This window comes from Cellulosimicrobium funkei (assembly GCF_004519295.1).
Taxonomy (GTDB): domain Bacteria; phylum Actinomycetota; class Actinomycetes; order Actinomycetales; family Cellulomonadaceae; genus Cellulosimicrobium; species Cellulosimicrobium funkei.
Map to the genome: position 1 here is coordinate 24,150 of NZ_SOZH01000014.1, position 19,259 is coordinate 43,408.

The 19,259-nt window shown below is 72.6% G+C and carries 20 protein-coding genes; 14 read left to right on the top strand and 6 right to left on the bottom strand.

The window, feature by feature from the left end; all coding sequences use genetic code 11:
- The first annotated feature begins 152 nt into the window (after positions 1-152).
- The gene (locus E1O70_RS19365; protein ID WP_009864240.1) at positions 153-1,046 is read left to right on the top strand and encodes a TIGR01777 family oxidoreductase; all 894 of its coding nucleotides are present in this window, start codon (positions 153-155) and stop codon (positions 1,044-1,046) included.
- Positions 1,047-1,131: 85 nt separating this feature from the next.
- Here the strand turns inward: E1O70_RS19365 and E1O70_RS19370 are convergent, their stop codons facing one another.
- Both E1O70_RS19370 and E1O70_RS19375 read right to left on the bottom strand, forming a co-directional pair.
- The gene (locus tag E1O70_RS19370; protein ID WP_128957487.1) at positions 1,132-2,652 is read right to left on the bottom strand and encodes a protein kinase family protein; all 1,521 of its coding nucleotides are present in this window, start codon (positions 2,650-2,652) and stop codon (positions 1,132-1,134) included.
- 88 nt (positions 2,653-2,740) lie between these two features.
- Positions 2,741-3,781, bottom strand: coding sequence for a Gfo/Idh/MocA family protein (locus tag E1O70_RS19375; protein WP_061269197.1), 1,041 nt, complete (start codon positions 3,779-3,781; stop codon positions 2,741-2,743).
- A gap of 172 nt (positions 3,782-3,953) precedes the next feature.
- Here E1O70_RS19375 and E1O70_RS19380 point away from each other — a divergent pair, with 172 nt between their 5' ends.
- Entirely contained in the window at positions 3,954-4,667 is a 714-nt protein-coding gene (locus tag E1O70_RS19380) for an HNH endonuclease family protein (protein WP_061269196.1), read from the top strand.
- Here E1O70_RS19380 and E1O70_RS19385 read toward each other — a convergent pair.
- Positions 4,580-6,874 (bottom strand): MMPL family transporter, encoded by a 2,295-nt coding sequence (locus E1O70_RS19385; protein WP_240696779.1) that lies wholly within the window; start codon positions 6,872-6,874, stop codon positions 4,580-4,582. The two genes, E1O70_RS19380 and E1O70_RS19385, sit on opposite strands and share 88 nt — an antisense overlap.
- 104 nt (positions 6,875-6,978) lie before the next feature.
- Here E1O70_RS19385 and E1O70_RS19390 point away from each other — a divergent pair, with 104 nt between their 5' ends.
- The 5 genes from E1O70_RS19390 (at position 6,979) to E1O70_RS19410 (ending at position 11,443) form a co-directional block, all read left to right on the top strand.
- On the top strand, positions 6,979-7,482 hold the full coding sequence (locus E1O70_RS19390) for a MarR family winged helix-turn-helix transcriptional regulator (RefSeq protein WP_061269194.1): 504 nt from the start codon (positions 6,979-6,981) through the stop codon (positions 7,480-7,482).
- A gap of 9 nt (positions 7,483-7,491) precedes the next feature.
- Entirely contained in the window at positions 7,492-8,163 is a 672-nt protein-coding gene (gene lipB / locus E1O70_RS19395; protein ID WP_061269193.1) for a lipoyl(octanoyl) transferase LipB, read from the top strand.
- Positions 8,164-8,246: 83 nt separating this feature from the next.
- Positions 8,247-9,572: an MFS transporter gene (locus E1O70_RS19400; protein ID WP_061269192.1), complete on the top strand. Its 1,326-nt coding sequence runs from the start codon at positions 8,247-8,249 to the stop codon at positions 9,570-9,572.
- A gap of 106 nt (positions 9,573-9,678) precedes the next feature.
- Positions 9,679-10,689 (top strand): lipoyl synthase, encoded by a 1,011-nt coding sequence (gene lipA / locus E1O70_RS19405; RefSeq protein WP_031315287.1) that lies wholly within the window; start codon positions 9,679-9,681, stop codon positions 10,687-10,689.
- A 10-nt stretch (positions 10,690-10,699) separates the two neighbouring features.
- Positions 10,700-11,443 (top strand): DUF4191 domain-containing protein, encoded by a 744-nt coding sequence (locus tag E1O70_RS19410; protein WP_021480396.1) that lies wholly within the window; start codon positions 10,700-10,702, stop codon positions 11,441-11,443.
- A gap of 107 nt (positions 11,444-11,550) precedes the next feature.
- Here the strand turns inward: E1O70_RS19410 and E1O70_RS19415 are convergent, their stop codons facing one another.
- Positions 11,551-12,027 carry an RDD family protein gene (locus E1O70_RS19415; protein ID WP_043656555.1) on the bottom strand — a complete coding sequence of 159 codons (477 nt, stop codon included), beginning with the start codon at positions 12,025-12,027 and terminating at the stop codon, positions 11,551-11,553.
- A 262-nt stretch (positions 12,028-12,289) separates the two neighbouring features.
- On the opposite strand from E1O70_RS19415, the gene glnA reads away from it, so the two are divergent.
- Positions 12,290-13,714, top strand: a complete 1,425-nt coding sequence (gene glnA, locus E1O70_RS19420) for a type I glutamate--ammonia ligase (RefSeq protein ID WP_061269191.1) — start codon at positions 12,290-12,292, stop codon at positions 13,712-13,714.
- A 30-nt stretch (positions 13,715-13,744) separates the two neighbouring features.
- On the opposite strand, the gene E1O70_RS19425 is transcribed toward glnA, so the two are convergent.
- Positions 13,745-14,821 carry a site-specific integrase gene (locus E1O70_RS19425; protein WP_061269201.1) on the bottom strand — a complete coding sequence of 359 codons (1,077 nt, stop codon included), beginning with the start codon at positions 14,819-14,821 and terminating at the stop codon, positions 13,745-13,747.
- Positions 14,796-15,410 (bottom strand): hypothetical protein, encoded by a 615-nt coding sequence (locus E1O70_RS19430; protein ID WP_061269190.1) that lies wholly within the window; start codon positions 15,408-15,410, stop codon positions 14,796-14,798. The genes E1O70_RS19425 and E1O70_RS19430 overlap by 26 nt, the downstream gene beginning before the upstream one ends.
- A gap of 97 nt (positions 15,411-15,507) precedes the next feature.
- Here E1O70_RS19430 and E1O70_RS19435 point away from each other — a divergent pair, with 97 nt between their 5' ends.
- The 6 genes from E1O70_RS19435 (at position 15,508) to E1O70_RS19460 (ending at position 19,178) form a co-directional block, all read left to right on the top strand.
- Positions 15,508-15,705, top strand: a complete 198-nt coding sequence (locus tag E1O70_RS19435) for a helix-turn-helix transcriptional regulator (protein WP_061269189.1) — start codon at positions 15,508-15,510, stop codon at positions 15,703-15,705.
- A gap of 131 nt (positions 15,706-15,836) precedes the next feature.
- The gene (locus E1O70_RS19440; protein ID WP_061269188.1) at positions 15,837-16,466 is read left to right on the top strand and encodes a hypothetical protein; all 630 of its coding nucleotides are present in this window, start codon (positions 15,837-15,839) and stop codon (positions 16,464-16,466) included.
- Positions 16,466-16,852, top strand: coding sequence for a hypothetical protein (locus tag E1O70_RS19445; RefSeq protein ID WP_061269187.1), 387 nt, complete (start codon positions 16,466-16,468; stop codon positions 16,850-16,852). The genes E1O70_RS19440 and E1O70_RS19445 overlap by 1 nt, the downstream gene beginning before the upstream one ends.
- Entirely contained in the window at positions 16,849-17,295 is a 447-nt protein-coding gene (locus E1O70_RS19450; protein WP_061269186.1) for a hypothetical protein, read from the top strand. Before E1O70_RS19445 ends, E1O70_RS19450 begins: the two co-directional genes overlap by 4 nt.
- Positions 17,296-17,366: 71 nt before the next feature.
- Entirely contained in the window at positions 17,367-18,440 is a 1,074-nt protein-coding gene (locus E1O70_RS19455; RefSeq protein ID WP_061269185.1) for an AAA family ATPase, read from the top strand.
- Positions 18,441-18,764: 324 nt separating this feature from the next.
- Positions 18,765-19,178, top strand: coding sequence for a helix-turn-helix domain-containing protein (locus tag E1O70_RS19460; protein ID WP_061269184.1), 414 nt, complete (start codon positions 18,765-18,767; stop codon positions 19,176-19,178).
- The last annotated feature ends 81 nt before the right edge of the window (positions 19,179-19,259 follow it).

A 19,259-nucleotide genomic window follows, 5' to 3' on the forward strand; every position in this document is an offset into this window, starting at 1 on the left:
ACCCGCCGCGGACGGCGCCGGCCTGCTCCGGCGCGACGCTGACGAGGGCCCCGACCGCACGCCGGTCGGGGCCCTCGCGCGTTCTCCTTTTCCGTCCGGGGCGTGCCCCGCGGACCGTGCCGAGTCCGCCGCGGACCCGTAGCGTGTCTCCCATGGACATCGTCGTGGCGGGCTCGCACGGGCTCATCGGCACCGAGCTGCTCGAACGTCTGCGCGCGGACGGTCATCACGTGCGCCGCCTCGTGCGCCGCGCACCGCAGACCTCGGACGAGCACGAGTGGGACCCCGACTCCGGCCGGCTGGACCCGGGCGTGCTCGCGGGGGCGGACGCCGTCGTCAACCTCGCCGGAGCGGGCATCGGCGACCACCGCTGGACGACGGCGTACAAGCGGACGCTCGTCACGTCCCGCACGCGCACCACCGGGTTGCTCGCCCGCACGATCGCCGGCCTCGACTCGCCGCCGCCGGTCTGGCTCCAAGGCTCCGCCATCGGGTACTACGGCGACCGGGGCTCCCAGGTGCTCACGGAGACGTCCGCGTCGGGAGACGGCTTCCTCGCGCGGCTGGTCCGCGAGTGGGAGGCCGCGACCGCTCCCGCGGAGCAGGCGGGGGTCCGTGTGGTGCACGCCCGCACCGGCATCGTCCTCTCCCCCGACGGCGGCGCGCTCGGCCGGCTGCTGCCCCTCCTGCGGCTCGGGGTGGGCGGGCGCCTCGGCCCCGGGACGCAGTACTGGAGCTGGATCACGCTGCGCGACGAGGTCGCCGCGCTGCAGCACCTCCTCACCGCGCCCGTGCACGGTCCCGTCAACCTGTCCGCCCCGCACCCGGCGACCAACGCCGAGATCACCCGGGCGCTCGCGCGGGCGCTGCACCGTCCTGCCGTGCTCGCGGTGCCGTCGTTCGCTCTGCACGTGGCGCTCGGCGAGCTCGCGTCCGACATCCTCGGCTCCCAGCGCGCCCTGCCCACCGTCCTCGAGGCGAGCGGGTTCACGTGGTCCGACCCCGTCCTGGAGGACGCCGCGCGCGAGGTCGTCGAGAGCCGCTGACCGGCGGTCCTCACAGCCGGGCCTCCCCGCGGACGGGCCCCGTCGCGCTCGTCGACGGCTCGCTCACCCTGCGGCGCGAGCGAGGTCACCGCGCCTCGGCGACGCGCCACCCCGCGTCGGTCCACCGCACCACCAGGACGACCGTGGTCCGCGGCGTGGCGGGCACCTCCACCTCGCCCGCGGCCGTGCGCTGGTGGTGGGCCAACACCGCGTAGTCCACGGCCACCGTCGCGGCCTCGGCCCCGTGCCCCTCGTCGGCATCCGGCGGCCGGGGATCGGCGTGCCGGGCGTCGAAGACCTCGGCCCGTGCCCCGACCACGTCGACGCCGTCGAGCGCGGCGAGGAGCTCGGCGTCGCGAGCCTCCGCGGCCGAACCGGCGACCACCACCGCGGACAGGTCCCCCGCACCGTCCGCGAGCAGCTCGAGCCGCCGCGCCGTGAGGGTGCGCGCCGCACCGAGCGGGTCGGCACGGTCGAGCGTGGGGTCGGTCGCCGGGTCCACGGCCGACGCCGTGCGGGTGGTCGCGGGACCGTCGTCGCGCACGGGCGAGGGCCACGGCGTGCCGACCGCGAGCGCGACGACCACCGCCACGATGAGCCCCGCGCCACCGAGGAGGGCCGTCGTCGTGCGGCCGGACCACGGGAGTCGCTGCCGGTCCGGCCGGCGGGCGTGCGCACCGGCCCTCGCCCCGCGCCCGAGGCCGGACGGCCGCGCCGACCGCCCCGGGACCCCGCGCGGTCTACGCACCCCACGGCGGCCGGGCACCGCGGCCACGTCCTCGCGGGCCGCTCGCCGCCCCGGCACCGCTGGGCGGGGAGCTCGCCGACCCGCCAGGGCGCCGGCGACGAGGCGCGCGGGGTCCGGCATGACGATCGGCTGCGGCTCGACGGCGTCGTAGCAGCGCGCGGCGAACGTCCCGACGGCGGGACGGGCGGCCGGCTCGTCACGGAGCGCGACGGCGAGCTCCGCGTGCAGCGCAGCGAGGGCCCGCGCCTCGTCGGGGTCGGGCGGCGCCGCGTGCGCGGGGTGGCTCGACGCGGGCGGAGGGACGAGACCGAGGACCGTGCGGGCGAGGTCGCGGACGTCGTCGGCGCTCGACGCCGTCGTGGGCGCCAGCGACGGGCGCAGCACCGTCCGGCCGTCCGGGGCGACGACGACCGACGCGGCGTCCAGGGCGCCGTGGCTGCGACCCTCGCGGTGGAGCGCCGTCAGCGCCTGGGCGACCGGGACGAGGACCGTCACCGCCTCCCCGGCGCGGAGCGGCTCGCGCGCGGCGGCGAGCTCGTCGAGGCGCAGCCCGCCGAGGTGGTCGACGAGGACGGCGAGCGACGACCCGTCCGCCGCCACGACGCCGCGCACCGCCGCGAGGTGCTCGTGCTCCCCGCCGAGCCCGCGCAGGTGCTCGACGAGCGCGGCCCGTGCGCTCGGGTCCGCGGGCGCCGTGAGCAGCGCGACCTCGCACACCGTGCCGGCGGCGTCGCGCGCGACCACCCCGCCGACCGCACCCGGCTCCCGCCGCAGCGACCAACCCGCCGCCGCGAGCGCCGGCGCGAGGTCGGCGACGGACGGCCCGGGCGGGCGCGGGCGGCGGGACGACGACGGCATGCCCCCATCCCACCGCACGACACGCCCGCGCGAGCCGTCGTCCACAGGACCAGTCTGCCCTGGGCCAGGTCGGGGGCAGCGCGCCCCGTCACACGTCGAGCAGGCGACCCTCCCGCGCGCTGCGGCGCGCGGCGTCGAGAACCTCGGCCGTGCGGACGGCGTCGCGCGGGTCGACCGGCACGGGGCCGTCGTCGAGCAACCACGCGGCGACCGCGCGGTAGAAGTCCGCGTGCCCGCCGGGGGCCTGCGGCACGGGCTCGCGCTCGCGACCGCGCGTGACCCAGCCGAGGGTGCCCGCGGGCGCGGCGTCGTCGAACACCTCGAAGGGCGACGCGTCGTTCTCGAACGTCGTGACGACGTACGCCCCGCCCGTGCCGAGGACGCGCGTGCGCGGGCCGGGCGCGCCGACGACGGACCCCGCCCAGAGGCGGCTCACGACGGCGTTCCCGTCGGCGTCCGGGGCGTGGTGGAGCACGAGGAACACGTCGTCCTCGGTGGGGGTCGTGTGCGAGCGGAGCTCGGCCCACACGCCGGTGACGGGACCGAAGAGCTGCGTGGCGGAGTCGACGAGGTGCGGCCCGAGGTCGAGGAGCAGGCCGCCCCCGACGAGGTCGTTCTCCTTCCAGCGCTGCTGCGGCACGGGACGCCAGCGCTCCCAGCGGCGCTCGAACGTGTGGACCCGGCCGAGGTCGCCGCGGTCGAGCACGGACCGCAGCGTGAGCTGCTCCGGGTCCCACCGGCGGTTCTGGAAGACGGTGAGCGGCGTCCCCGCCTCCTCGGCGGCGTCGACGACGGCGCGCGAGGCCGTGGCGCCCAGGGCGAGCGGCTTGTCCACCACGACGGGGACGCCTGCGCGCACGAGCGCCGTCGCGTGGTCCGCGTGGAGCGCGGACGGGCTGGCCACGACCACGACGTCGTAGGCCGCGCGGTCGGCGAGGAGCGCCTCGACGTCGTCGTGCAGGTGCACGCCGGGCCAGTCCTCGGCGGCGGCGGCGCGTCGCTCCGGCGAGCGCACGACGACGGCCGTGACGGTGTGCCCGGCCTCGCGCACGAGACGGGCGTGGATGCCGCGGCCGGCCCCTCCGTACCCGACGATCCCGACCCTGAGCGTGCGTGCGGCGGTGTCCATGCCGACCAATCTAGCGGCGTCGCGGCCGGGCGCCGGGGGTGCGCGGGGCACGTCGGGCGCGGCCCGGAGCACTCCGGGCGACCTGGCAGAATGTGCGCGTTGGTCCGATATGGAGCGCTGCGTACCGTCTCGCGGGGGTCGGGCCGAGAATCGGTTTCGGGAAGGTCGACCCTTGAGCACCACGAGCCGCCAGGTCCCTCGTCGGAGCGTCCTGCGCTACGTCCTCATCGCCCTGGCGATCGCGATCGTCGTCGCGAACGTCATCAACCAGCGGTCCGTCGCGGCGGACACCGACCCGGAGCCGGTCGCCGGGAGCGCGCTCGAGGCCCTCGCCGGCCTCGAGGTCAAGGGCCCCGGCCCGGACACCGGCTACGAGCGCGCGCTGTTCGGTCCGGCGTGGGCCGACGTCGACGGCAACGGGTGCGACACCCGCAACGACATCCTCGCGCGCGACCTCACGGACCTGACCTTCTCGACCCGCGGCGACGTCTGCGAGGTCCGGACCGGGACCTTCCACGACCCGTACACGGGCGAGACGATCGACTTCCGCCGCGGCAACACCACGAGCGCGGCGGTCCAGATCGACCACGTCGTGCCGCTTCTCGACGCGTGGCGCAAGGGCGCTCGCGCCTGGGACGACGAGACGCGCCGGCAGTTCGCGAACGACCCCCTCAACCTGCTCGCGTCCGACGGCCCGGCGAACCAGTCGAAGGGCGCGCGCGACGCGTCGGCGTGGCTGCCCCCGAACCACGCGTTCCGGTGCCCGTACGTCGCCCGGAAGATCGCCGTGAAGGCGGCCTACGAGCTCTCGGTCACGCCGTCGGAGTCCGAGGCGATGGCGCGCGTGCTGGCGGACTGCCCGGCCGAGCCGCTGCCGGCGGGCTGAGCCGGTTCCGCCGGTCCGCGGTCCAGGCGCCCGAGGGCGCTCGGCCACCAGGCGCGACGTCCGACGTCGTGCACGAGGGCAGGCACGAGGAGCGACCGCACCACGAGGGTGTCGACGAGGACGCCGAACGCGACGATGAACGCGAGCTGGGCGAGGAAGAGCAGCGGGATGATCCCGAGCGCGGCGAACGTGGCCGCGAGCACGACGCCCGCGGACGTGATGACCGACCCCGTGACCGCGAGGCCGCGCAGCACGCCGCGCCGCGTCCCGACGCGCAGGCTCTCCTCGCGCACCCGCGTCATGAGGAAGATCGAGTAGTCCACGCCCAGCGCGACGAGGAAGCAGAACGCGTAGAGCGGGACGGCCGGGTCTGCGCCGGGGAAGTCGAGCACGTGGTTGAAGACGATCGCGGCGACGCCGAGGGCGGCCCCGAACGAGAGCACGTTCGCGAGCATGAGCAGCACGGGCGCGAGCACGGACCGCAGCAGCAGGATGAGGATCAGCAGGATCACGACCAGCACGACGGGCACGATGACCCGCAGGTCGCGCTGCCCCGCGAGCTGGGTGTCCAGGCGCTCGGCCGCGGCACCGCCGACGACGGCCTCGGGCGAGACCTCGTGCACGGCGTCGCGCAGCGCCGAGACCGTCTCCACGGCCTCCTGGCTGTCGGACGGCGCCTCGGTCGTGACGTCGACGCGCACCTGCCCGTCGACGACGAGCGGGTCGCCCTGCGCGGGCGCCCCGGGGGCGACGGCGGGCTGGTCGGTGACGGGCGTCGCGGCGGCGACGCCGTCGGTGCCCTCGGCCGCGGTGACGACGGCGTCGAGGTCCGCCTCGGGCGCGATGACGGTTGCCGGCTGCGCGGACACGCCCTCGAAGTGCGCGGTGAGCGCCTCCTCGCCCGCGACGGAGTCGACGTCCGCGAGGAAGACCTCCGAGTCGCCGGTCCCCTCGGCGTCGAGCGTCGGCACGAACGCCGCGCACGCGGCCAGCACGAGCGCCGTGACGATCCACACACGCCGGTCGTGCCGCCCGACGAAGCTCGCGACGCGCGACCACACGCCGTGCCCGTCGATGCTCACGCTGTTCTCGTTCTCGGGCGACGCCTGGGCGACGGCGGCCTCGTGGGCCGCGTGGTCGGCGTCGTACCGCGGCATGCGCGGCCAGAACAGGGCGCGCGACCGCTGCCCCGCGACGAGCAGGAGTGCCGGCAGGAGCGTGAGCGCGGCGACGAACGCCGCGGCGATGCCGATCGCCGCGACGGGGCCGAGGCTGCGGTTGGACGACAGGTCGGACAGGAGCAGGCAGAGCAGACCCGCGATGACGGTGCCGGCGCTCGCCGCGATCGGCTCGACCGAGGCCCGCACGGCACGACGCAGCGCCGTCGCCGTCGACCGGACGAGGCGCAGCTCTTCGCGGTAGCGGGCCACCACGAGCAACGAGTAGTCGACCGCGGCCCCGACGACGAGGATCGAGAGGATGCCCTGGGACTGCCCGTTGAGCGTCAGGACGTCCGCCGCCGCGAGCTCGTAGACGACGAGACCGGCGAGCGTCAGCGCGAGCACGGCCGTGAGGATGACGATGAACGGCAGGATCGGCGAGCGGTAGACGACCGCGAGGATGACGAGCACCGCACCGAGCGCGACGAGCAGCAGCACGGTGTCGATCCCGCCGAAGGCCGTGACGAGGTCGGCGACGAACCCGGCGGGGCCGGTGACCCACACGTCGAGCGACGTGCCGGCGAGGCCGCCGTCGGCCGCGTCCGCGGCGGCGAGGTCGCGCAGCGCGCCGACGGCGAGCTCGCTCACGCTGCTCTCGTCCGCCCCGATGCGGTCGGACGCGACGGACGCGTCGAGCGAGACGACGACGAGCGCGGCCTCCCCGTCCTCGGACGGCACGAGGACCGGGTCGGCGATCGAGACGTCACCCACGGTCGCGGGCTCGTCGCCTGAGGTCCCCTCGAGCGGTGCGGTGGGGACGGCCTGCGCGTAGGCGTCGAGCGCCGCGAGGTCGTCGGGCGTGAGCGCGCTCCCATCGCCAGTCGTCGCGACGACGAGCGCGGGCAGCGTCTCGGAGTCGGTGAATTCCTGCGCGACCTCGGCGGCGCGCGTCGACTCGGCGCTCGCCGGCAGGAACGCCGCGGCGTCGTTGGTCTGCACGCTGCTCAGACGACCCTGCGCCTGACCACCCAGTGCGCCGATGGCCATCCAGAGACCGATGACTGCGACAATGATCAGTCCGCGGAGGAACCCGCCCGTCCGATTGCTCAGCATGCTGAGGAATGGTGCCATGGTGGAGGGAGGAATGCACGTTGGAGCTTGCACCGAGGGACCGCACCGGGCCGCACGTCGACCCGGACGTCGGCGACCCCACCCCCGGCGACCCCCAGGAGTGGGCCACCGGCCGGCTGCTCTTCGCCGTCGCGCGCCGGATCGAACGGGAGTGGAACGCCCACCTCGGGCAGTGGGACCTCAACCACGCCGGCTTCCCCGTGCTCATGCACCTGCTGTCCGGGCCTCGGTCCCAGCGCGTCCTCGCGGACGAGTCGGGCGTCACCGAGCAGACCATGAGCCGGATCGTGGCGCGGCTCGAGCGGGCCGGCTACGTGACGCGCACCGACGACCCTGCCGACCGCCGCCGTCGGGCCGTGGCCATCACCGACGCCGGCCGCGTGGCCGGGCTCGCCGCGGCGCGCCGCCGCCCCGCGGAGGACCTCGCGACCCGCGGCCTCGACGACGACCAGATCGCCGCCCTGCGCGCGGCGCTCCTCACGCTCCTCGAGACCCTCCCCCGCACACCGGGCGACGAGCGTTAGCCTGGCCCGATGGACCTGCTCGCGCTGCCGGGGATCACGGACTACCACGAGGCCTGGGACCTGCAGCGCGCGGTGCACGACGACGTCGTCGCGGGCGCGCGGCCGGACACCCTCGTCCTCGTCGAGCACCCCGACGTCTACACGGCCGGGCGCCGCACGAACCGCTCCGACCGGCCCGACGACGGCACGCCCGTCGTGGACGTCGACCGCGGCGGGAAGATCACCTGGCACGGTCCCGGCCAGCAGGTCGTCTACCCGATCGTCCGGCTCGCCGAGCCCGTGGACGTCGTCGCGTACGTCCGGGCGCTCGAGGAGGCCGTCATGGCGGTCTGCACCCGCCTCGGGCTCGCGACGATGCGCGTCGAGGGCCGCAGCGGGGTCTGGGTCGCGGCCGACGCGTCCCGCCGCGAGCGCAAGGTCTGCGCGATCGGCGTGCGGGTCGCGCGCGGCGTGACGATGCACGGGCTCGCGCTGAACTGCGTGCCCGACCTGTCGCGGTTCGAGCGGATCGTCCCGTGCGGCATCGAGGACGCGGACGTGACGTCGCTCACGGCCGAGCTCGGTCGCGAGGTCACGCTCGCCGAGGTCGCACCGCTCCTCGTCGACGCGCTCGGGACGGCACTCGGCCCGCTGCTCGCGGCCGACGCTCCGGACGCCCCGCCGGCCGCGCTCGCGGGATAGGCTGGAGGCTCCAGGGAATCCTCGCGCGCCGGAGTACGGGTGGGTCGGCGCGCGGTAGGACGTACCCCGAGGACCTGGACCGCATGACCACCACCCCCGCGCGCGCGGCGTCGCGCCCCCGCACCCCCGCACCTCCCCCGCCCGACGGCGTGCCCGTCCGCACGGGCTACGCCCGGCTCCCTCAGCTCGCGGGCCGTGCGTTCCTCCCTGTCGCGTTCCTCGCGCGCCTGCCGTTCTCCATGCTGACGATCGGGACGCTGCTGCTCGTGTCGTCGACCACCTCGTCGGTCGCGCTCGGGGGCCTCGCGTCCGCCGCGACGGCGCTCGGGACGGCGCTCGGCGGCCCGACCCAGGGCGCGCTCGCCGACCGTGTCGGCCAGCGTCGCGTCCTGCTCGTCTGCGTGCCGGTGGCGACGGTCGCCGTGCTGGCCCTCGTGCTCTCGGCGTCCGCACCGGGCGCCACGGCCGCGGTGCTGCTCGCCGCGGCGGCGACGGGCGCGAGCGCTCCCCAGGTCGGTCCGCTGGCCCGCGTGCGCTGGCTGCGCCTCGCAGCCGACGAGCCGCGCACCGTCGAGGCCGCGATGAGCTACGAGAGCACGGCCGACGAGGTGAGCTTCGTCCTGGGGCCCGCCCTCGTGGGCGTCCTCGCATCGGCAGGCTCGCCGCAGGTCGCGGTGCTCGCTGCGGCCGGCGGCATCGCCGTGTTCGGCGCCGCGTTCGCGCTCCACCCGACAGCGCGCGCGACCGCGCCGCACGGCACCGGCCCGCACGGCACGACGGCCGGTGCCGCGGACGCCGGCGGGACGGCCGCGCTGATGCGGCGCGAGGCGGTCGTGCTCGTCGGGATGCTCGCCATGGGCCTGCTGTTCGGCGGGACCCAGGCCGCGCTCACCGCGCTCACGCGCGACGCGGGCGTGCCGGGCAGCGCAGGGCTCGTGTACGCGGTCATGGGCGTCGGCTCCGCGATCACCGCGCTCTCCGTGGTCGCCCTGCCCCGGCGCTGGGGGCTGCGCAGCCGCTGGATCACGTTCGCGGCAGGGCTCCTGGTGGGCACCGCCGGTCTCGTGCTCGCGGCCGCGGGCGGCTCGTTGACCGCGGTCGTCGTCGCCGTGGCGGCGACCGGCCTGTTCGTCGGGCCGGTCATGGTCACGGTCTTCACGGTCGCCGGCGAGCGCGCGCCGGCCGGGCGCACGGCGTCGGCCATGACCCTCGTGGCCAGCGCGAACGTCGTCGGTGTCGCGATCGGCGCGTCCGGGGGCGGCGCGCTCGCCGACACCGTGTCGACGACGAGCGCGTTCGCGCTCCCCGTCGTCGCGGCGGTCCTGCTCGTCGTGACCGGGGTGTCGCTGACGTCACGTCCACAGGGTGAGCGACGCACGGGAGACGACGAGCGCGAGCGCGTAGTCTGACCGGAGTCCGGCGTCGTACCAGGGCGCGCACCCGAACGGTGCGCCGCCCGCCCGCTTGGTGGGCGCGACGTCGGCGCTCACTCGCCACGACGACCGGGAGACACCCGTGACGATCGCACCTGAAGGACGGCGCATGCTGCGGGTCGAGGCCCGCAACGCCGCGACGCCGATCGAGAAGAAGCCCGAGTGGATCAAGACCCGCGCAACCATGGGCCCGGAGTACTCCGAGCTCAAGGGGCTCGTGAAGCGCGAGGGTCTGCACACGGTCTGCGAGGAGGCGGGCTGTCCCAACATCTTCGAGTGCTGGGAGGACCGCGAGGCGACCTTCCTCATCGGCGGTGACCAGTGCACGCGCCGGTGCGACTTCTGCCAGATCGACACGGGCAAGCCGGCCGACTTCGACGCGGACGAGCCGCGCCGCGTCGCGGAGTCCGTCCAGGCGATGGGCCTGCGCTACTCGACCATCACGGGCGTCGCGCGCGACGACCTGCCCGACGGCGGTGCCTGGCTCTACGCGGAGACCGTCCGCCAGATCCACGCGCTCAACCCCGGCACCGGCGTCGAGCTGCTCATCCCGGACTTCAACGCGATCCCCGAGCTGCTCGACGAGGTGAACGACTCGCGGCCGGAGGTGCTCGCGCACAACCTCGAGACGGTCCCGCGCATCTTCAAGCAGATCCGTCCCGGCTTCCGGTACGAGCGCTCGCTCTCCGTGCTCACGCGGGCGCGCGAGGCGGGGCTCGTCACCAAGTCGAACATCATCCTCGGCATGGGCGAGACGATCGACGAGGCGAAGGAGGCGCTGCAGGACCTGCACGACGCCGGCTGCGACCTCGTGACGATCACGCAGTACCTGCGCCCGTCGCTGCGGCACCACCCCGTGGACCGCTGGGTCAAGCCGGAGGAGTTCGTCGAGCTGTCGGACGCCGCGGAGGAGATCGGCTTCCTCGGCGTCATGTCCGGCCCGCTCGTGCGGTCGTCGTACCGCGCCGGGCGGCTCTGGGGCCAGGCCATGACGCGCCGCGGCATGGAGATCCCCGCCGCGCTCGCGCACCTCGCCGAGCCGACGACGTCCCGCCAGGAGGCCGCGAGCCTGCTGGCCCGCGCACCCCACTAGACTGACCGGCATGGCCCGCAAGAACTCGGACAGCACCGGCGCGCCCGCCGCCGGCGAGCAGGTCGCGAAGCAGAAGAAGCCCAAGAAGCAGCGCTGGTACCACCAGGTGTGGGCCGCCTACCAGATGACCCGCAAGCAGGACCCGGCGGTCACGTGGGTCATGCTCGGCGTGTTCGTCGGCATCCTCGCCGTCGCGCTGGGCATCGGCCTGTGGTGGGGCCAGTGGGTCTACACGCTCATCGTCGGCATCCCGTTCGCGGCGCTGGGCGCGATGTTCGTCCTCACGCGCCGCGCCGAGCGCGCCGCCTACCAGCAGATCGAGGGTCAGCCCGGCGCCGCGCGCGCCGCGCTCGGCACGATCCGCCGCGGGTGGACGTTCGACGAGGAGCCCGTCGCGATCGACCCCCGCACCCAGGACCTCGTGTTCCGCGGCGTCGGGCGCGCGGGTGTGGTGCTCGTGAGCGAGGGCCCGCCGCACCGCGCCAAGCGTCTGCTCGACGCCGAGCGCAAGCGCGTCGCGCGGGTGCTGCCGAACGTGCCGGTCACCACGATCCAGGTCGGCGACGGCGAGGACCAGGTGGCGCTGCCCAAGCTCCCCCGCGCCGTCCAGAAGCTCAAGCCGACCCTCACGAAGCCCGAGACGGCGGAGGTCTCCAAGCGCCTGCGCGCGCTCGGCGTCTCGCGCCTGCCGATCCCCAAGGGGATCGACCCGACCCGGGCCCGCCCGGACCGCAAGGGCCTCAAGGGGCGCTGACGCACCCCCTGCACCACGACCGACGCCCGGTCGGCGAGGATCTTCCCTCTGCCGGCCGGGCGTCGTCGTGCGTGGGGTAGGGATCCGGCCGCCCCGGCCGCCCGGGGTCAGGAGCGGACGAGGACCGTGCCCGCGGCCCGGTCGTGCAGTCCGCGACCGTCGGCGTCCCACACGACCGCCGGGATGACGAGGCAGAGCAGGACCGTGCGCAGCACGCCGCGACCGAGACCCACCATGCGGGCCGGCTCGGCGAGTCGCCGGACCCGGATCCCCATGACGCGGTGGCCGACGGTGAACCCGAGCGTGCTCACGAGCAGCACGTTCTCGATCGCGAAGACCAGCGGCTGCGACCAGACCGGCAGCGCCGAGATGCCCTCGAAGAACCCCGGGGCCGCGGGCCGGAAGAAGAGGAACGCGACGAGGGTCGCGAGGACCCAGTCGATGACCAGCGCGACGACGCGCCGACCGAGCGTCGCGAGGGAGCCGGGGCCGTCCGGCGGGAGTCCGAGCCGCGCACCGCGACCGCTGTTCTGGCCGCCCGGGGCGCCCTCGAGCCACGAACCCATGTCCTCGCGTGAAACCACGGGACCAGCGTACGTGCCACGCGGTGGACGGGACCGCCCGCCGGCGGCCGGACGGCGGTATCGTGCCGAACGGCACACCGACCCCACGTCGGCTGCCGCGCGCCCTCGTGTCGCACGATCGTCACACGGGGACGCGGGACGTAACACGACCGAAACAAGGGGTACACCGCAGGGAAACCGCCCCGGCCTAGGTTCGTGGGCGCCACGTCAGCGGCTCGTCCGCCGCGCAGCCCGACGGCACCACCCGATCAAGGAGCAACGGATGTTCAACAACGCGGAGGAGGCAATCGCCTTCACGCGGAACGAAGGCGTCGAGTTCGTCGACGTCCGGTTCTGCGACCTGCCCGGCATCATGCAGCACTTCAACATCCCCGTCTCGCAGTTCGACGAGTCGGCGTTCGAGGACGGCCTGATGTTCGACGGGTCGTCGATCCGCGGCTTCCAGGCGATCCACGAGTCGGACATGAAGCTCGTGCCGGACGTCAAGACCGCGTTCGTGGACCCGTACCGCAAGCGCAAGACGCTCGTCGTGAACTTCTCCATCGTCGACCCGTTCACGGGCGAGCCGTACTCGCGCGACCCCCGCAACATCGCGGCCAAGGCCGAGGCGTACCTGCGCTCCACCGGCATCGCCGACACGGCGTTCTTCGCGCCCGAGGCCGAGTTCTACCTCTTCGACGAGGCGCGCTTCGCGACGAACCAGCACTCGAGCTTCTACTACCTCGACTCCGTCGAGGCGGCGTGGAACACGGGCCGCGAGGAGGAGGGTGGCAACCTCGCGTACAAGACGCGCTACAAGGGCGGCTACTTCCCCGTCTCCCCGTCCGACCGCTTCGCGGACCTGCGCGACGAGATGTGCGCGACGCTGGAGAAGGTCGGCCTCGAGGTCGAGCGCGCGCACCACGAGGTGGGCACCGCCGGCCAGCAGGAGATCAACTACCGCTTCAACACGCTGCTGCACGCGGCCGACGACCTGATGAAGTTCAAGTACGTCATCCGCAACGAGGCGTTCGAGGCCGGCAAGTCCGTCACGTTCATGCCGAAGCCGATCTTCGGCGACAACGGCTCGGGCATGCACTCGCACCAGTCCCTGTGGAAGGACGGCAAGCCGCTGTTCTTCGACGAGAAGGGCTATGGCGGTCTCTCCGACCTCGCGCGCTGGTACATCGGCGGCCTGCTCAAGCACGCGCCGTCGCTGCTCGCGTTCACCAACCCGTCGGTGAACTCCTACCACCGCCTGGTCCCGGGCTACGAGGCCCCCGTCAACCTGGTCTACTCGGCCCGCAACCGCTCCGCGTGCATCCGCATCCCGGTGACCGGCTCGTCCGCCGCCGCGAAGCGCGTCGAGTTCCGCGTGCCGGACCCGTCGGCCAACCCGTACCTCGCGTTCGCCGCGCAGCTCCTCGCCGGCATCGACGGCATCAAGAACCGCATCGAGCCGCCGGAGCCGATCGACAAGGACCTGTACGAGCTGCCGCCCGAGGAGCACGCGCAGATCCAGCAGGTCCCCGGCTCGCTCTCCGAGGCGCTGGACAACCTCGAGGCCGACCACGAGTTCCTCACGCAGGGCGACGTGTTCACGCCGGACCTCATCCAGACGTGGATCGACTACAAGCGGGCCAACGAGATCGACCCGATCCGCCTGCGCCCGCACCCGCACGAGTTCGAGCTCTACTACGACATCTGATCGGTCCTGCGCGTCTGACCTGCGCAGACGCTAGCCGGACGATGCCGTAGTCCGCAGAGAGTCCGCACGAGCCGCCAACACTGCACCAACGGCGGCCCGTGTGGACTCTTCTGTGTCCGGCCACAGGTGGGCGTAGGTGTCGAGCGTCGTCTTCGCGGACGCGTGCCGCAGCCGCGCCTGGACCACCTTCACGTCTGCACCCGCCGCGATGAGCAGCGACGCGTAGTAGTGCCGCAGGTCGTGGAACCGGAACACGGACGGGAGCCCAGCGGCAACCCGGGCGTCACGCACCGCGCGGGTGATCTGCCACGGCCCGACCTGCTCCTGCAACTCGGTCGTCAGGAACGTCCCGTCCGACGGATACTCCTTGAGGTGAGTCGCCAGCTCGAGAGAGAGCTCGCGCGCGATCGGAAGCGGGTTCTTCGACTCGTCGGTCTTGAGCGGCTCGGCGGGGTACTGAACCGTCGGTGAGATGACGCCGCGCATGAAGTCGACGTCGGCGACCCGCAGCCCGCACACCTCCGCGGTCCGCAGCCCAGCGAACGCGCCCAGCAGGATCGCGGGGCGCAGCTCAAGAGGCATCGCGTCGTGCAGCGCCCACACCTGCTCCGTCGACGCGATGAACGCGCGCTGCTTCCCCGCCGGCGGCGCCGTCCGCCGCGAGCACGGGTTCCTCGGGATCATCCCGTCGTGCACCGCGTCCGTGAGGATCTGCGACAGCCGGGCGTGCAGCGCGTACACATAGGACTGCGCCGCTCCCCCGTCCTTCAACGACGCCACCCACGTCTTCACATGCGACGCCCGCAGCCCCTGCAGCCGGTGCCCGCCGAGCCCCGCCTTGATCTGCGCGATGTGCGTGCGCGCCTGCCTCACCGTCGAGGCCTTCTTCACGCTGTAGCCCTCGAGCCAGGAGTCGCACCACTCCCCCACGGTCACCTTCGCCTTCGATGGATCCGTGTACGTGCCCGTCACGATCGACGCAGTGACCTCGTCCAGCCACCCTTGCGCGTCGACCTTCCGCTCGAAGTGACGGGCATGCTCCTTACCCGCGGCGTCGCGGTAGCGCGCACGCCACTTGCCATTAGGCCTCTTCTTGACGCTGACCATCGTCACCCTTGTCGTCAGCAGGCGTGGGGTTCTGAGTCCATCGGGGACTCTCCCGGCCCTTGAAGAGCTCAATCTCCTCCGTCGGGTCTTCGTCCTCAGCGAACCTCTTCCTCCATCGACGGTTCGCCTCCTCGATGGCGTACTCAAGCGCGTCCTCGGCTAGCCAACTGTCAACGAGAGCTAGATCTCCGACTCTCAGATCGAGATCTTCGTCGCGTGCTCGCGAGTACAGGAAGGCGAGATCAAGCTGGCGGTTTCGGAAGTCAACCATTGCGTCCACGACGGACTCCCATGCCTCCTTCGCTGCTCGCCCGGCCTGACCCAGCTGTGAGTGAGTGCTCGGACGCAGCAGATGCCATTCGATCCCACCGACCGAATCCCCCTTGAGGACATGAAGCACGTCGACCGCCTCAGCGACGCGCAGTGGCCGCTCCCCCTTCTCGATCGCCCAGACCGTCGCCTGTGACCACTTCCACCCGCGGTCGCGCATCTGCTTGGCGAGGGCTGCCTGCGTCATCTCCCCTCGGAGGACGGTGAGGTTCTGTCCCGCAAGGACGTCCCGAGGGTCGGCTTCCTTCTCATCGCTCATGGTGCACCAGGGTACTAGATGGGTTAGTTGCGGTGCACTAGGTGGCGTGGTCTACTAGAAGTGTTAGTTGATCTCGACATGGAATCGAGGTGAACCTGTGGAGGTTCTGCTGTCGCTCGCCGAGGTCTCGGACCGGTACGGGATCCCAGCGGAGACGCTGCGCTGGTACCGAAAGGTCGGTCGCGGGCCGAAGAGCTTCAAGCTCGGGCGCCGGATCCGCTACCGCGAGACGGACTGCGAGGCGTGGGTACAAGCCCAGTACGACGCCGAGAACAACAAGGTGCTGGCGCAGTGAGAGCGACGGCCCCGAACACAAGGAAGGCCCCCGACAACGCCGTTGCACCGGCAGTCGAGGGCCCTTCCCACACGGACCGTTGCACCGGTCCGTCGATCGAAATTCCCACCCACTCGAATGAGGAGAACCCGATGGACACCATCGTCCAGCAGGTCAACGAGGCCGTCAACGTGACGCCCGTCGCCAAGCCCACCACCTCATGCGCCCTCTCGTGGTGCGCCCACAACTGCGAATGGGAGCCCGATGGCAGCGGCTGGTCCCGCTACCACCAGGGTGACGTCGACAACGAGATCCGCATCATCGCGTCCGAGTTCTGCTACGGCGACTCCGAGGATGGCGTAGACCCCGCCGAGATCTCGATCTTGCATCCGGACTTCATCGGCCTTCCCCCGGCCATCGGAAAGCTCGCGACCGCCCTGGCCCGCGCGTCAGCCCTCGTCCACTGCGCAGGCGAGCAGGAGTCGGAGACCACTCGGTACGAGGACGGCACCCCCGACGAGTACTGGGAGACCGTCACCAAGATCGGCGTCGTAAGCACCGGCGAGTGGACCTGCGAGTCCGTCGAGGGAGTCGAGCAGGCCACGGCCGTTCGTGTCCAACGCCAGGGCGCCGTGCACAACGACGGCAGCGACCTCATGAACGACGGCATCCGAGTCGACTTCGAGGTCGACATGTTCGGGTCCCACTTCCTGAGCGCCGAGGCGGCGCGCCAGTTCGCCGGACTGCTCCTGACCGCTGCCGACGCTCTGGAGGCCTCCTGATGAGCGACGACGTGGACGACCTCCTCGACGGGATCGACGAAGCATTGGCGGAGATCGACATGCTCGCCCTGGCGGACGCCGTCGGGGTCCTCCGGGGCGGCCCGATCGAGCTAGGCAGCGATGACCCGTCGATTCCGGACAGCGACGAGCAGCGCCACCACCGTCAGCGACTCGCCGCGCAGCGTGCACGACTCGTCGACCAACGTCGCCGCATCGCTCGGTCGCTCGACCGGCAGATCGCCACCGCCTCCCGTGAGGCCACCTTCGACGCCGTTCGCGACCTCGTCGAGTGGCTCATCTCCACCCCGTCCCTTGCCGAGCTGCGACGCCGACGAACCGAAGCGTACGAGCGGCTCGACCGCCAGACCCCCAGGAGCAACCCGTGACCGACGTCATCGACTTCCCGCCCCGCTACAACCCGTTCAAGCTCCCGCTCCGCCGTGACGATGAGGGCAACGTCGTCGTCTACCTGCCGTATACGACGACTACCGCACCGTTCGACTGCGGCCGGTGCGGGACCGAGTTCAACAACGGCTGCACCGTCATCACCGAGCCGAAGAACCTCTCCATGTACGTCTGCCGCACCTGCGCGAACGACGACCCTCAACTCCGCGTCTGGCAGCAGTTCGCCGACATCGCCAACCAGGTCGACCGACTCTTCGAGCCCGTCGGCGACGTCCAACAGCGCCAGATCCTGCTCAACATCATCGCGTCGCACACGTCGTGGATGGCGAACTGGCGGTGGGAAGAGGACGAGCCGATCTCCATCCAGCAGCCCCGCGGTGAGTTCGACGACGAGGACGAGCTCGACCCGTTCAACGCCTCCTGACATCAGCCACGGCCCCGGCCTCCCGGTCGGGGCCGTGGCACATCCCGACCTACCTCCCAGGAGGCGCCCCCTTGAACGACCTCGAGACCATCGGCAGAGACCTCGGCGCGTACTTCACCGCCGACGAGCTCCTCGCCACCCACTTCCCCGACCCGCGCTGGGCCGTCGAGGGCCTCATCCCCGAAGGTCTCACGCTCCTCGCCGGCGCCCCGAAGCTCGGCAAGTCCTGGCTCGCGCTCGGCCTCAGCCTCGCGATCGCCGCTGAGGGGTATGCGCTCGGCAAGATCCCGACTCAGGGCGGCAACGTCCTGTACTGCGCGCTCGAAGACACCCCGCGGCGCATCAAGTCCCGACTCACCAAGATGCTCGACGGCACCGTCGCTCCGCCGCGCCTGGCTGTCATGACGAACTTGCCCACCATGCCGCGCGCGACCGACCTCATCTCGGGGTGGCTTGAGGACCACCCCGAGGCGCGGCTCGTCGTGGTCGACGTCCTCGGGAAGATCCGCCCGATGTCGGCCGCGAACGCCGACCGCTACGAGGGCGACTACAAGGTCGTCGGAGAGCTCAAACGCCTTGCCGACGCACACCGTGTCGCCGTCGTGCTCGTGACGCACGTGCGCAAGATGGCCGACGGCGACGTGTTCAACATGGTCTCCGGCTCGACCGGCCTGACCGGAGCTGCCGACACCACGATCGTCCTCGCGCGGGCGCGCGGAGACCATGGCGCATCCCTTCACATCACCGGGCGTGATGTCGAAGAGTCGGAGTACGCCCTTACGTTTGACCCCACGCTCGGAGCGTGGACTCTCGACGGCGACGCACTACAGGACGCGGCGCAGCGAGCGAGCGAGAAGAAGACCAGCGTCGGGCTTGGCGACCGGTCCGCAGAGATCGTGCGGATCGTCGGGCAGAACCCTCAGGGCATCGGCCCGACGGCGCTGGCGATCGCGCTCGGGATCGAGCCCAAGGACGCCGGGAACTACCTGCTCCGCCTGGAGAAGGGCGGGCGCATCGCCAAGGCAGGAAGGGGCCTCTACACCCCTGTCGAAACCGTCGAAACCGTCGAAACGAGCCCGCAGTCCGGATCAGGATTCGACACACTCGACGGTTTCGACACCCCCTCAGAGGGGGAGGTCGCCTGATGGCCGGAGCAGCGTTCTTCCGCCCGCGGGTAGTCAGCGCGTGCGCCGACTGCATGGCCGACGTCGAGCTCGTCGAAGACGCCGCCAACGTGCTGGTCCTCTGGGTTCGACACGACGACACCTGCCCAGCACTGCGACGACGAGAGGGGTCCGTATGAGCGCCACCAGCCGTCCCGAGACCGTCGACCAGCACGGCACCCGCCACCGGTACGGCTGCCGCATCCCGGGCTGGACCAGCGAGCCGTCCCCACTGCGCGGGTGGCACATCTGCCGATGCTCCGAGTGCGGGGCTGTGCGCCTCGTACGAGCGCGAGGAAGTGGTCGATGAGCGAACCCAAACCGCCCAGCGCCTACCTCCACGGCGAGGGCCCCGAAGCGGTCGTGATCGTGCCCGTACGGATCGCTGCATGGCTCGCGACCCGGACCAACCTCTCGGCCATCAGGATCAGCGCGCGCGGCACTGACCCCGAGGTCTACGCGGTCCTCGCCGCACTCCATCGAGGTGGGCTGCAGTGGCAGACCCAAGCCACCGGAAGCGCCCAGCGGAAGGAACCGGAAGTCCCGGCACCCTCGAAGTGGGTCAGCACCAGCAAGGCCGCAGACCTCCTCGGCATCACAGACCGAGCCGTCCGCCTCGCGATCGAGGAAGAGCGGCTCCCTGCTGAGAGGCACGGCCGCAACTGGCGCATTGCCCGCACAGACATCGAGCAGTACCGCGCCGCACGACGAGCGGCCTGAGACGGGGACTGCTGCAGGATCCGTTGACACGGGTTTGGTGGTGATCATGCCGCAAGCGCGGCGTTCTGGGCGGTGAAGGCG

Coding starts and splice junctions, on each gene's coding strand:
- E1O70_RS19385 (WP_240696779.1), bottom strand. CDS start 6,874: ATGGCCATCGGCGCACTGGGTGGTCAGGCGCAGGGTCGTCTGAGCAGC.
- E1O70_RS19430 (WP_061269190.1), bottom strand. CDS start 15,410: ATGAGCGATGAGAAGGAAGCCGACCCTCGGGACGTCCTTGCGGGACAG.
- E1O70_RS19365 (WP_009864240.1), top strand. CDS start 153: ATGGACATCGTCGTGGCGGGCTCGCACGGGCTCATCGGCACCGAGCTG.
- E1O70_RS19440 (WP_061269188.1), top strand. CDS start 15,837: ATGGACACCATCGTCCAGCAGGTCAACGAGGCCGTCAACGTGACGCCC.
- E1O70_RS19460 (WP_061269184.1), top strand. CDS start 18,765: ATGAGCGAACCCAAACCGCCCAGCGCCTACCTCCACGGCGAGGGCCCC.
- glnA (WP_061269191.1), top strand. CDS start 12,290: ATGTTCAACAACGCGGAGGAGGCAATCGCCTTCACGCGGAACGAAGGC.
- E1O70_RS19445 (WP_061269187.1), top strand. CDS start 16,466: ATGAGCGACGACGTGGACGACCTCCTCGACGGGATCGACGAAGCATTG.
- E1O70_RS19375 (WP_061269197.1), bottom strand. CDS start 3,781: ATGGACACCGCCGCACGCACGCTCAGGGTCGGGATCGTCGGGTACGGA.
- E1O70_RS19400 (WP_061269192.1), top strand. CDS start 8,247: ATGACCACCACCCCCGCGCGCGCGGCGTCGCGCCCCCGCACCCCCGCA.
- E1O70_RS19370 (WP_128957487.1), bottom strand. CDS start 2,652: ATGCCGTCGTCGTCCCGCCGCCCGCGCCCGCCCGGGCCGTCCGTCGCC.
- lipB (WP_061269193.1), top strand. CDS start 7,492: ATGGACCTGCTCGCGCTGCCGGGGATCACGGACTACCACGAGGCCTGG.
- E1O70_RS19410 (WP_021480396.1), top strand. CDS start 10,700: ATGGCCCGCAAGAACTCGGACAGCACCGGCGCGCCCGCCGCCGGCGAG.
- E1O70_RS19425 (WP_061269201.1), bottom strand. CDS start 14,821: ATGGTCAGCGTCAAGAAGAGGCCTAATGGCAAGTGGCGTGCGCGCTAC.